The sequence below is a fragment of the Luteimonas sp. KH_071 genome, from assembly GCF_057838005.1.
The window spans coordinates 2,001,942-2,014,410 of record NZ_CM174458.1 but is presented as its reverse complement, the minus strand read 5'-3'; the positions used below and the strand labels follow the sequence as shown (position 1 = coordinate 2,014,410).

At 67.2% G+C, this 12,469-nt stretch carries 8 protein-coding genes; 5 read left to right on the top strand and 3 right to left on the bottom strand.

The window, feature by feature from the left end; all coding sequences use genetic code 11:
* Positions 1-18: 18 nt before the first annotated feature.
* On the top strand, positions 19-939 hold the full coding sequence (locus tag AC3IRM_RS09445) for a M14 family metallopeptidase (RefSeq protein WP_489202925.1): 921 nt from the start codon (positions 19-21) through the stop codon (positions 937-939).
* 275 nt (positions 940-1,214) lie between these two features.
* On the opposite strand, the gene AC3IRM_RS09440 is transcribed toward AC3IRM_RS09445, so the two are convergent.
* The gene (locus AC3IRM_RS09440; RefSeq protein ID WP_489202924.1) at positions 1,215-4,010 is read right to left on the bottom strand and encodes a TonB-dependent receptor; all 2,796 of its coding nucleotides are present in this window, start codon (positions 4,008-4,010) and stop codon (positions 1,215-1,217) included.
* Positions 4,011-4,216: 206 nt separating this feature from the next.
* On the opposite strand from AC3IRM_RS09440, the gene AC3IRM_RS09435 reads away from it, so the two are divergent.
* Positions 4,217-5,119, top strand: coding sequence for a dienelactone hydrolase family protein (locus AC3IRM_RS09435; protein ID WP_489202923.1), 903 nt, complete (start codon positions 4,217-4,219; stop codon positions 5,117-5,119).
* A 2-nt stretch (positions 5,120-5,121) separates the two neighbouring features.
* Complete coding sequence (gene gloA2 / locus AC3IRM_RS09430) at positions 5,122-5,517, top strand: SMU1112c/YaeR family gloxylase I-like metalloprotein (RefSeq protein ID WP_489202922.1); 396 nt, start codon at positions 5,122-5,124, stop codon at positions 5,515-5,517.
* 19 nt (positions 5,518-5,536) lie between these two features.
* Here gloA2 and AC3IRM_RS09425 read toward each other — a convergent pair whose 3' ends face one another.
* Positions 5,537-6,499, bottom strand: a complete 963-nt coding sequence (locus AC3IRM_RS09425) for a glutathione S-transferase family protein (RefSeq protein WP_489202921.1) — start codon at positions 6,497-6,499, stop codon at positions 5,537-5,539.
* A 256-nt stretch (positions 6,500-6,755) separates the two neighbouring features.
* On the opposite strand from AC3IRM_RS09425, the gene AC3IRM_RS09420 reads away from it, so the two are divergent.
* Both AC3IRM_RS09420 and AC3IRM_RS09415 read left to right on the top strand, forming a co-directional pair.
* Positions 6,756-9,866, top strand: coding sequence for a discoidin domain-containing protein (locus tag AC3IRM_RS09420; RefSeq protein ID WP_489202920.1), 3,111 nt, complete (start codon positions 6,756-6,758; stop codon positions 9,864-9,866).
* A gap of 81 nt (positions 9,867-9,947) precedes the next feature.
* Positions 9,948-10,907, top strand: a complete 960-nt coding sequence (locus AC3IRM_RS09415; protein ID WP_489202919.1) for a glutaminase — start codon at positions 9,948-9,950, stop codon at positions 10,905-10,907.
* Between the two features lie 34 nt (positions 10,908-10,941).
* Here the strand turns inward: AC3IRM_RS09415 and AC3IRM_RS09410 are convergent, their stop codons facing one another.
* Positions 10,942-12,303, bottom strand: a complete 1,362-nt coding sequence (locus AC3IRM_RS09410) for a glycoside hydrolase family 16 protein (RefSeq protein ID WP_489202918.1) — start codon at positions 12,301-12,303, stop codon at positions 10,942-10,944.
* Positions 12,304-12,469 lie beyond the last annotated feature (166 nt).

Below are 12,469 nucleotides of genomic sequence, written 5' to 3'. Positions count from 1 at the left end.
CAAACGCCGGAGTACGCCATGCAGCAGACCACGTCCTATCCGATCGGCACGCCCGGCCAGCCCTGGGGCGATGCCGAACGCGCGCAGTGGCGGGCAAGTCATGTCCGGCATCGCAGCCACGCCGACGATGTCGTGACACGCGTCGAGGCCTTGCGCGATCGCTTCGACATCGAAACCTACGACACGCTCGAAGCCGGCGGCCGCCGCTATCCGCTGCTCGCGATCCGCAGTCGCGACTGGAGCCGGGATCTGCCCGTCGGCGTGGTCACCGGCGGCGTGCACGGCTACGAGACTAGCGGCATCGTCGGCGCGCTGGAATTCGTCGAACAGTCCGCTGCCGGGTACGCCGGGCGGATCAATCTGCTGGTCGTGCCCTGCGTCAGTCCCTGGGGCTACGAACATGTGCAGCGCTGGAACATCGATGCGATCGATCCGAACCGGTCGTTCCGCGCGGGCAGCCCGGCCCGGGAATCTGCGGCGCTGGTCGCGCTGCTCGCCCCGTTGCGCGGCCGGGTGCTGGTCCATGTGGATCTGCACGAAACCACCGACACCGACGAATCCGAGTTCCGGCCCGCGCTCGCCGCGCGCGATGGCGTGGCGTTCGAGCCGGGTGGCATTCCCGACGGTTTCTATCTGGTCGACGACAGCGAACGCCCGCAGCCTGGATTCCAGCAGGCGGTAATCGCCGCGGTGGAGCAGGTGACGCATATCGCGCCGGCCGATGCCGACGGCCAGATGATCGGCTCCCCCGTCGTCGCCCACGGCGTCATCGAGTATCCGGTCGCCGAGCTCGGCCTGTGCGCCGGCATCACCGGCGCGCGCTACGTGACCACGACCGAGGTCTATCCCGACAGCCCCCGCACCACCCCGGCCGAATGCAACGCCGCGCAGGTCGCCTCGATCGTCTCGGCATTGGACTACGCCCTGGCCCATCGCTGAGCGTCGGAGTGGATGGACGGTGTCGGTCGTGCGACTCCGGGTGTACCGAAGGCGAGCAGGCAGGCGGCACCAGGCCGCCCAGTCTGAAAAAGCACCCCGCGCTTCGTAGACCTTCCCCGCGGCGGGGGAAGGGAACAGATTCCCATGCGGCCCGGTTCGACTGATCCTCCACGCCTCCTGCATCAACCGGACTTGTTTCAAGAGCAATAAGCAAAAAAAGAAAGGCCACCGCGAGCGGTGGCCATTTTTTTCGTGCCGCGCATACGTCCAGCGAATCAGAAATCCGCGCGGAGTCCCAGCGAGATCCGGCGGCCCGACAGCTCGTACATCGTCGGGAACGACGGGTCCATGGTGTAGCCGGTCGTCGCCTCGTCGGTCAGATTGATGCCCTTGAGGCTCAGCTTGAGGTTCTGGGCCAGACGCACACCGATCGACACGTCGAGCTGGCCGTAGGCATCGCGGTAGATCGGATACATGTTGTAGCCGATCGATTCCACGTATTCGCTCTTGTGGTTGTAGGACACGCGGGCGTCGAAGCGGTCGTTCTCGTAGTACGCGGTGAGGTTCCAGGTCTTCTCCGCCAGGCCCGGCATCGACGTCTGGATGCCGAGATCGGATTCGCCGGCCAGCGAGCTTTCGAGCATCGTGTAGTTGGCGTTGATGCCGAAGCCTTCCAGCGCCGGATGCAGCATCGTCAGCGGCAGCTGCGCGATGAGCTCGACGCCGTCGACCTCGTACGCGCCCGCCGCGTTGACGGGCTGGTAGACGTCGAAGTCGTAGATGCCGTTGAGCGTGCCGTTGGCGTTGTAGACCGGCACATCCTCGACCACGCCGGTCAGCGCGTTGATCACCACGCCGTCGATCTTCTTGCGGAAGTAAGACGCCGCCAGCAGGCCGCCATTGTCGAGGTACTGCTCCAGACCCACTTCCCACTGGTCGGCATAGGTCGGCTTCAGCGCCGGGTTGCCGTCGGTGAAGCGATAGGAGCTCCAGCTCGCGGTGCGCTTGTAGGCGATGTCGGTCATCGCCGGGCGGATCAGCGTCTGCGACGCCGCGGCGCGCAGCAGCAGGCCGTCGCGCAGTTCGGCGGTGAGGTTGACACTCGGCAACACGTCGCTGTAGCTGCCGTCCATCGAGATCGGCGTGTCGGTGTAGCCGGTGCTGCCGTCGGGGTTCTGCACCGGGTGATAGCCGAACGACGTCACCGAGGTATCGACATAACGCACGCCCGCATTGATGTCGACCGGTACGGGGCCCAGATCGAACGCGACGTCCGTCATCAGGTACAGCGCCGTGGCCCGCTCGTCGACACGGTAGTACTGGGCGTCGTCGAACGGCGTGGAAAAACCCGCATACCGGAACGTGTCGCGCGCATAGGCGTTGGAGGCCATCTGCCAGTCGAGATCGCGCGCGGTGTAGGCGCCGCCGGGCACGATGTCGCCGATCGGCCGCAGCTGGCTGTCGGCCAGCGTGCGCGTATTGACCCAGCTGTTGTCGCCGGCCGACGGCCCGCCGATCTTGGCTTCGCCGTATTCGCGCGCTTTCGACTTGTCGGTGTGGCGTGCGCCGAACTGCACGCTGCGCAGCGCCGGCAGGAACGCAAGATCGAACGTCTTGGCGATGTTGACCTGGGCGGCGTATTTGTCGTCGGTGATCCGCTCGAGCGTGGTCTCGTAGGCCTCGAAGAGATAGCGTTCCGGCGAGTTGTACATGTCGAATCCGTTCGACGACGCGCTCGGGATGGTCTCACCGCTGTTGCCGTTCCAGCGCGTGCGCGACGGCGCGTAGGCGACGTGCTTGAGGTTCGCGTAGTCCAGCGACTTCTTCGCGCCGGAGTAGCCGAGCAGCGCATCGATGGTCCAGGTGTCGCCGCGCCAGTCGAGCGCCGCGCTGTACTGGCGGAAATCGGTCTCGTTGCGCCGCTCCTTGCTCAGGAATTCGTGCTGGGTGGCGGTGTACGACACGTCGCGCAGCACCAGGATGCCGTGCTGGGCCAGCGTGGTGTCGTCGTATTCGTGGATCGTTTCCAGCGTGCTGCGGCTGGAAGCGGAATACGCCGCCGCGTCGTACTCGTCCTCGTTGGAATCGTAGCCGCCGACCAGTGCGTCGAAGGTCAGGCTGAAATCGTTGCCGGGCTTGAACTGCAGCGAACCCGTCGCGCCCCACTTGTCCTGCTCGTTGAGGAAGACGCGGTCGCCGACCTTGTCCTGGAACACGATCAGGTTGGATTCGGCAGTGTCGTTGCGGTTGCCGATCTCGCGGCCTGTGTCGCGCTCGATCACCGCTTCTGCCTGCTCGCCGCGCACGCCGGAAGCGCCGAGGAAGCGCGACATCGGACGGAAGTTGATGCCCGAGGTCGCGTCGGTGCGATTGGTGCGCTTGGCGGTCGAGAACGACACCAGCGCGCCCCAGTTACCCCAGGTGTCGGCAGCGAGGAAGGAGAGCTTGGGATCGATCTCTTCGGAGATCGAGTTGTGCGCGCCCTCGACCGAACCGACCAGCTGGCGCGTGCTGTAGTCGAACGGACGCGCGGTGGAGATCTTCACCGAGCCGGCGATGCCGCCTTCCTCGTCGGCCGCGGTCGGCGATTTCTGCACTGTGACCTGCTGGATGATCTCGGACGCGAAGATGTCGAACTCGACCTCGCGGCCGCCGCTGCCCGAGGCCGTGGCGAGATCGTTGATCGACACGTGGGTGTAATCGGACGGCAGACCGCGCACGTTGACGCGCGAGCCCAGGCCCTTGTTGCGCTCGATGGTCACGCCGGGCATGCGCTGCAGCGCCTCGGCGAGGTTCTGTTCGGGGAAATCGGCGACGTCGGTGGCCACGATGGAATCGGAGAAGCCCACGTTGTCGCGCTTCAGGTCGACGGCCTGCTCGAGGCTGCGGCTGTAGCTGCCGGTGACCGAGACGGCGTCCAGTGCCCGGATGTCGTCGGCTGCCGGCGCGTCCTGCGCGAGGGCGAGCGTCGGCATGGCGGCCATGCCGCCGACGAGAAGGAAACGGATGCTGCGGCTCAGGCAGCGCGGGCGCGGCCCGGACGCGCGGCGCGCCGGGTGGAAGGACTTCATGCCAGGTGTTCCCCTTGGAGACGAATGGACGAGCGCGCGCGGTGCGCTTGCACCCGACGCGATGGGCCGACGTGCGACCGGGGCCGGAGGCTAGCGAGGATGTATTGAAGTTTTGTTGCGGTGCAGCGCAGCGTCACGGCGGTCGCACGCCTTGCGACACGCGCGGCGATTACCATCCAGGGCCAACCCGACCGCTGGAGCACGCCATGGCCACACCGCCAAAACAGACCGCACGCGACTTCGATCCCGATGTGCTCGCCCTGTTCGACGACTATGTGCACGGGGCGATCGATCGCCGCGGATTCCTCAGCCGCGCGGGACGCATCGCCGGCGCCGCAGGCGCGGCGGGTCTGCTCGCCGCACTGAGTCCGCAGTTCGCGCGGGCGCAGCAGATCGCACCGGACGACGCGCGCCTGCAGACGCGCCACGTCGAATTCGACGCGCCCAGAGGGAACGGCCGCGGCCGCGGCTATCTCGCGCGCCCGGCCGGAGCGGACGGTCCGCTGCCGCTGGTCCTGGTGGTCCACGAGAACCGCGGACTCAACCCACATATCGAGGATGTCGCACGCCGCATCGCGCTCGAGGGCTACATCGCATTCGCACCGGATGCGCTGTTTGCCAAGGGCGGCTACCCGGGCGAAGAAGACGCCGCGCGCGCCCTGTTCGCCACGCTCGATCAGGACAAGGCGCAGCAGGACTTCCTGGCTGCCGCGGGCTGGTTGCAGGCGATCGACGGCGGCAATGGCCGCCTCGGCGTGGTCGGCTTCTGCTACGGCGGCGGCATGGCCAACTGGCTGGCGACGCAGCTGCCGACGCTGCGCGCAGCCGTACCGTTCTACGGACCGGCGGCGCCGCTGGAGGACGTGCCGAAGATCGCGGCCGAACTCCTGGTGGTACTGGCGTCCAACGATGCGCGCGTCAACGCGCAATGGCCGGACTATGAAGCCGCGTTGCAGGCAGCCGGCAAGACATTCGCGCTGCACCAGCCTGCCGATACCGAACACGGCTTCAACAACGACACCACGCCGCGCTATGACGAAGCCGCTGCCAAGGACGCCTGGTCGAAGATGCTGGCGCTGTTCGCACGCACGCTCAAGGCACCTGCCTGACGATGCTGCGCGGCATCCACCACGTCGCGGTGATCTGCAGCGATTACGCGGTCTCCAAGGCGTTCTATGTCGAGACGCTCGGCCTGCAGGTGCTGGCCGAGCATTACCGCGAGGAACGGCGATCGTGGAAGCTCGATCTCGCGCTGCCGGATGGCGGCCAGGTGGAGCTCTTCTCGTTTCCCGACGCACCGCCGCGGCCGTCCTGGCCAGAGGCCCGCGGCCTGCGCCATCTTGCGTTCGCCGTCGACGGCATCGAGGCCGCGTGTTCGCGCTTGAACGCGCACGGCGTGGCGCTGGAACCGGTGCGCGTCGATCCCTACACCGGACGACGCTTCGTGTTCTTCGCCGATCCCGACGGCTTGCCGCTGGAATTCTATGAAGTGCCGGCGGTGGCCTGAACCTGCGGGCGCGCCCGGCTCAGGACGCGGCGGGAAATACCGGCTCAGGACCCGCCGGCACGATGCCGGTCGGATTGATCTGGCGATGGCTCTGGTAGTAGTGACGACGGATGTGATCGAAGTCCACCGTCGGCGCGACTGCGGGTTCGGCATACAGCCGCTGGGTATAGGCCAGCAGTCCGGGGTAGTCGCGGAGCTGCCGCAGATTGCACTTGAAATGCCCGTGGTAGACCGCGTCGAAGCGGAGCAGGGTGGTGAACAGCCGCCAGTCGGCCTCGGTCTGCACGTCGCCGCACAGCCAGGTGCGTCCGGACAGATGCGATTCCAGCCAGTCGAGGGTGTCGAACACGCCCCGCACCGCCGCGTCGTAGGCGGATTGGCTGGTCGCGAAGCCGGCCTTGTAGACGCCGTTGTTGAGTCCGTCGTAGATGCGGTCGTTGAGCGCATCGATCTCGCCGAGCAGCGCCGCCGGTGCGTAGTCGCCGGGGGTGGCGCCGACGCCGTCGAACGCGCTGTTGAACATGCGGATGATGTCGGCGGATTCGTTGCTGACGATGGTTTCGCGTTGCGTGTCCCACAGCACCGGCACGGTCACGCGACCGGTGTAGTGGGGATCGGCGCGCACGTAGAGTTGCCAGACGGTCTCGGCGCCGTACAGGGGATCTGCGATCACACCGGGGCCGGTGGCGAAGGTCCAGCCGTCGTCGGCCATCAGCCAGTGGGTGACGGACAGGCCGATCATCGGCTGCAACCCCTTGAGCTCGCGGAACAGCGTCGCGCGATGCGCCCACGGACAGGCGCGCGCCACATAGAGGTGATAGCGGCCGGGTTCGGCGGCAAATCCGCCTTGTCCGGTCGGGCCGGGCGTGCCGTCGGGCGTGATCCAGTTGCGGAACACCGAATCGGGCCGTTTCAGCGCACCGTCGTCCCCGACGAGCTTGTCGTCATCGGATTCCCAGCGTCCCTCGATCAGCATGCCCATGTGGTGGATGTCCTGTATGCGATTGCAGCGCGACGCGCGCCATGGCCAAGACTCGCGCATCCGGGGTCAAGACCATGTCCCCGGGCGCGCGCGCAGCGCGCCGTGCAACGCTGTTGGTGACACGCTCATCCGGTGCCTCGACCCTCCGGCAGGGCTGTGCAAATAGCGACTGAAAACGGTTACGCTCCGGTCGCGACGGCCCATGTGCCGGCGTCGCGACCCTGGGGAGGGCGTGCGGATACAGCGCGGAGCGACGATGCGAAACCGGGTGCGGTGGCTGTGTGGATTGGTGTATGCGCTGGTCGGCGTGTCGGCACATGCGCAGGAGGGCTTGCCGCCGCGTGCGGCGTGGACGGCGACGAGCTCGTCGACGCAGGTCCAGGCCGAGGCGATCGAGCATCTGATCGACGGTGATTTCGCGACCAAGACCGGCGGCGCATTCAGCGCCGGCCACTGGTTCCAGGTGGATCTGGGCCGGGCGAGCGACATCGGCGGCGTGCGGATCCGATGGGATCTCGCCAATCCCGAAGGCTTCGTGCTGCAGGCCGCCGAGCATGAAGGTGACTGGCGCGACGTGCACGTGCAGCCGGATTCGCTGGGCGGGGTCGAAACCCTGTTCTTCGCGCCGGTGCGTGCGCGCTGGCTGCGGCTGGCGGCGCTGCCGAAAACGTCCGACTGGGGCGTCTCTGTCTTCGAATTCGAACCGCTGCCGGTCGCCGAAGCCGCACGGATCGCCGGCCTGGACGATCCCGACAATGCGCGCGTCTGGCGCAAGGACGGCGCCCCGGTACCGGTCGCAATGAACGGCAATGCCGGCATCGTCTCACTGTCGTTCGCCTCGCCGCAGCCCACTGCCGGTGTGCGCGTCGAATGGGCCGGTACGCGCAGTGGCGCGACGCTGGAGGCACGCGATGCCGCGGGCGAGTGGCAGGTCGTGGCGCGCGATCCGTTTCCGGGCGACGGCGGGATGTCCACGCTCGCCAGTGCGGTGGCGCTGGATGCGCGTGCGCTCCGCGTTCGCGTCTCCGCCGGCGATGGCGCGCCCCCGGCCGTCGCGCGACTGCGCCTGCTCGGTCCTGGCGAGGTGATGACACCGATGCGCGCCTACCAGGCCGCCGCCGCGCGTGGAACCGCTGCGCTGTTTCCACCGTCGTTGCGCATGCAGCAGACCTACTGGACGGTCGTCGGTGTACACGGTGGCCTGCAGAAATCGATCTTCGACGAGTGGGGCAACCTCGAAGCCTGGAAGGGCGCGCCGCTGGTCCAGGCCATCTGGCGCGATGCGCGCGGCGCGGCCAGCGCAGCGGGCGGTACGCCGGTGCACACACTGCGCGAGCGCTGGATGCCGATGCCGGCGGTCGAGTGGACCGCGACACCGGACATCGCGGTGCGCAGCGAGACCTTCACCACCACGCTCGACGGCCAGCCGGTCACGTTGCTGCGGCATCGCGTAACGAATCGCGGCGCTACCGCGGTCGACGGCACGCTGTCGCTGCTGGTGCGACCGATGCAGATGAATCCGCCGTGGCAGAACGGTGGGCTGTCGCCGATACGCGATATCGCCATTGCACCTGATCCGCTCGGCACTGCAGTCCGCGTCAACGACCGCACGCTGCTGACATCGCTGACGCCGCCGACCCATCAGGGCGCGGCGCCGTTCGGCGAAGACGGGGCGACGGAACTCACCCCGCATGCCGCGGCCGGTACCGCGCCTGACGCCATGTCCGCGCATGACGATGCCGGCCTGGCTGCCTCGCTGCTCGGCTATCGCATGCGCCTCGCGCCCGGTGCGAGCGAATCCGTCGTGATTGCGTTTCCGCTGGGCATCACGCGCACGGACCGCAACGACGGCCCGCTGCCGGAAGCGCCCGCGCTGGTGCCGGCATCGCTACGCGTCGCGGCGACACCCGACGCGAGCTTCGATGCACTGGCCGTGCGCGTCGCCGACGACTGGCGCGCACGCTTGGGCGACGTGCACATCGCCTTGCCCGATACCGAGATGATCGATGCGCTGCGCACGCAGGCGGCGTATATGCTGATCAACCGCACCGGTCAGGCGATGCAGCCGGGACCGCGCAACTACGACCGCTCCTTCATCCGCGACGGCGCCGCCACAGCCGCCGTGCTGCTGCGCATGGGGCAGGCCGAGGTGGCCCGCGATTTCCTGCGCTGGTACACCGATCACGCGGTGCGCGAATCGGGGCTGGTCTCGCCGATCATCAACGACGACGGCACGCTGTTCACCGGCTACGGCTCGGATATCGAGTTCGACGCGCAGGGCCAGTACATCGCGCTGGTGGCCGATGTCGCCCGCCTCGACGGCGGTCCCGAGACCGTGCGCGACTACCTGCCGCAGGTGACGTCGGCGATGCGCTTCCTGCAGACCCTGCGCGAACGCACGCTGGTGCCCGGTTACATGGCCGATGCGCCGGCGCCGGCGCGCTTTCGCGGCATCATCGCGCCGTCGATCAGCCACGAGGGCTATTCCAGTCCGACACACAGCTACTGGGACGACTACTGGGCGCTCAAGGGCTGGCACGACGGCGCATGGCTCGCCGAGCAGCTGGGCGATGCGCAGACCGCCGCCTGGGCGCGCGCGCAATACGACGCGCTGCGCACCGATGTGGCCGCATCGATCCGCGCGACCATGGCATGGAGTGGTCAGGACACCGTGCCGGCGGCCGCCGATCTGGGCGGCAACGATCCGACCAGCGTCTCGATCGCACTCGACCCCACCGGTCAGCAGGACCTGCTGCCGGCCGATGCGCTGCGCACGACGTTCGATCGCTATCTCGCCGATTTCCGGCGCAATGCTGGACCCGATGCGCTGTATGCGTATTCGCCCTACGAACTGCGCAATGTGCTGACCTTCGTGCACCTCGACCAGCCGGAGGCGGCCTGGGAGATGCTCTCGCGCATGTTCGAAGACCGGCGTCCACAGCCCTGGCATGTCTGGGGCGAGGTGGTGCATTCGCGGCTGCGGTTCCCGCGCTATCTCGGTGACATGCCGCACACCTGGATCGGGGCGGAGTACGCGCGGGCGGTGTTCGGCATGTTGATGCGCGAAGAGGACACCGTGCTGCAGCTGTTGCCCGGCACGCCGACCGACTGGTTGGCGGGTGAAGGCCTGCGCCTCGATGCATTGCCGACGGCCTACGGACCGCTGACCCTGCAGGCGCGTGGCGATGCCGGCCGACTCGATATCGAACTCGGCGACGGATTGCGCGCAGGCAGCACGGTGCATCTCGCATGGCCGCAGCGCACACGGCCACAACTCGTGCGCATCGACGGTGTCGAAGCCCACGACTACGACGCGAAGGGCATCACGTTGCCGGCAACGTTCCGCAGGCTTGAAGCGGAGTGGTGAGCCGACTGAGGTGCGCGACTGTGACCGCACGGTCACACCCGCATCGCCATGCTGCACGCCCGTATTTCAAGCCGAGTCGACATGCGCAGCCCTCCGCAGAACCCGCATGACCTTGGGCGCCACGACATTCCGGAGATCCTGCGAACGATCCACGCCGAAGTCCGCGAACGCTTCGGCGAGCACAAGGGCAAGGTTGCCGACTACATCCCCGCACTGGCGTCGGTGTCGCCCGACACCTTCGGCATGGCGGTCGCGACGCTCGATGGCGACATCCACACCGTCGGGGAAGCACATGCGCCGTTTTCGATCCAGAGCATCTCCAAGGTGCATACGCTGACGCTTGCGCTCGACAAGGCCGGCGACGACCTGTGGAAGCGGGTCGGCCGCGAGCCGTCGGGCGACCCGTTCAATTCGTTGATCCAGCTCGAGCACGAGAGCGGCATCCCGCGTAATCCCTTCATCAATGCCGGCGCGATCGTCGTCGCCGACGTGATCCTGTCGCACTACGACGATCCGGAGGCCGCGCTGCTGCAGTTCATGCGCGAGCGCTCGGGCAATGCGGAGATCGGCCGCGACGACGAGATCTGGGAGTCGGAGCGCAAGAGCGGCTACCGCAACGTGGCTCTGGCCAATTTCATCCGCAGCTTCGGCAACATCAAGAACGACGTGCAGGCGGTGCTGGATTTCTACTACTTCCAGTGCGCCTTGAAGATGAACTGCATCGATCTCGCGCGCAGCCTGCAGTTTCTCGCCGACCGCGGCAGATGCCCGTCATCGGGCGAGCAGGTGACCAGCATCGAGCGCGCCCGGCGCACCAACGCGGTGATGATGACCTGCGGCACCTACGACGCTGCCGGCGAATTCGCGTTCCATGTGGGCCTGCCGGCCAAGAGCGGCGTCGGCGGCGGCATCGTCGCGGTGGTGCCGCACGTGCTGAACCTGTGCGTCTGGTCGCCGGCGCTCGACGAGAAGGGCAATTCACTGCTCGGCGGCTACGCCTTGCATCGCTTCACCCGGCTGACGGGTCTGTCGGTGTTCTAAGCCGGGCGCGGCGTACCGCGCCCGGCCGGGCGACTCACGGGCTCTGGTAGTAGACGTTGTCGATGAACAATTCGACGTCCTGCGCCGGCGGGTCGGCGACGACCATGAACATCTGTTTCACCGCATGCAGGTCCAGATTGTAGAAGGCACTGAAGGGGATCGTGACCTCGTGCCACTGCCCGTCGCGGACGAGACCGTAGTTCGCCCCGCCTGCAGCGAAGTCGACCCAGCTGTCACCGAACGAGGTGTTGATGCCGATCTTGAACGTCGACGACGTCGTCGTGCGCATATGGAACTTCAAGGAACCACCTGCGTAGGCGCTCATGTTCCGGTATTCGGTCAGGATGCCCAGACCGAACCATTGCCCGGCGCTCGCGCGGAACGCCATCGCCTCGTTGCCTTCGAATGGCGCGGCGCTGATCGGCGCGAGATTGTTCCAGACGAACAGGTCCGCGTCGCTGCCGAAATCCAGCGCGCCGGCCAGGCTGCCCTGTTCGGAGTAGACACCGAAGCGACCCGCCGGCACGGCACTGTCGCCGCCGATCTGCAGCTCGCTGTCGGGATGGTCCTGGTAGAGCCGGATCCAGTCGACGAGCATCCGGCCGGGCAGTGGCGCGGTGATGCCGTTCGGATCCGAAATGCCGGTGTAGGTGCCGCCGACCGCGAGATTGAGCAGCAGGAAATGCGGCTGGTGGAATTCGTGCAGCGAGGCGCCTTCGATGTCGGAGATCGCCATCTCGAAGTACTGCAGGCCGTCCACCGTGACGCGGATGAATTCCGGATCCCAGGTCATGCGGTAGGTGCGGTAGTCGTCATGCAGATCCGTCGGGAAATCCGCGAAATCGCCGTGACTGGCATGGCCGCCGCCGTAGTTCCAGTGCACCGCGCCGCCGACCCGGCGGTTCGCCATGCCGGCCGCGATGCCGTCGACGTGGCCGATCTCCATGATGTCGATCTCGCCCCGGTCGGGCCACACGCCGATCGCGCCGAGCATCCAGTACGCCGGCCAGAGGCCGTTGCCGGCTTCCGGCGTCTTGATGCGCGCCTCCAGCGTGCCGTACTTGAAGTGCACACGGCCTTCGGTCTTCAGGCGCGCCGAGGTGAAGGGGCTGCCCTCGAAATTCTCGCGACGCGCTTCGATGACGAGATTGCCGTTCTCGACGCGCGCGTTCTCCGGACGGCTGGTGTAGTACTGCAGCTCGCTGTTGCCCCAGCCGCAGATGCCGATCTGGCAGCCGGTGCCGACGTCGTAGGTCCAGGTGTTGCCGTCGATCGAACTGCCGTTGAAATTCTCTTCCCAGACCGGTGCCTGCGCCTGCACGGAAGCGGGCAGGGCGAGTGCGGCGAGGCCGACGCAGGCGGCAATCGGAAGGGCGATGAGGGACGTGCGATCCATGTGGGCTCCTTGCGTGATGGGTTGTGGCCCACCCCCTGCGCTGGACCGGTACCGACGCTGCCGTCGATTGACAACGCTGTCAAAACCTCGCCGCGCCGATATGCCGTTCGGGGCATGCAGTCACGGAATTAAGTTTGCGCCCTGTGAAATCACGCGCATACAGAAC

Coding starts and splice junctions, on each gene's coding strand:
- AC3IRM_RS09435 (WP_489202923.1), top strand. CDS start 4,217: ATGGCCACACCGCCAAAACAGACCGCACGCGACTTCGATCCCGATGTG.
- AC3IRM_RS09440 (WP_489202924.1), bottom strand. CDS start 4,010: ATGAAGTCCTTCCACCCGGCGCGCCGCGCGTCCGGGCCGCGCCCGCGC.
- AC3IRM_RS09415 (WP_489202919.1), top strand. CDS start 9,948: ATGCGCAGCCCTCCGCAGAACCCGCATGACCTTGGGCGCCACGACATT.
- AC3IRM_RS09445 (WP_489202925.1), top strand. CDS start 19: ATGCAGCAGACCACGTCCTATCCGATCGGCACGCCCGGCCAGCCCTGG.
- AC3IRM_RS09420 (WP_489202920.1), top strand. CDS start 6,756: ATGCGAAACCGGGTGCGGTGGCTGTGTGGATTGGTGTATGCGCTGGTC.
- AC3IRM_RS09425 (WP_489202921.1), bottom strand. CDS start 6,499: ATGGGCATGCTGATCGAGGGACGCTGGGAATCCGATGACGACAAGCTC.
- AC3IRM_RS09410 (WP_489202918.1), bottom strand. CDS start 12,303: ATGGATCGCACGTCCCTCATCGCCCTTCCGATTGCCGCCTGCGTCGGC.
- gloA2 (WP_489202922.1), top strand. CDS start 5,122: ATGCTGCGCGGCATCCACCACGTCGCGGTGATCTGCAGCGATTACGCG.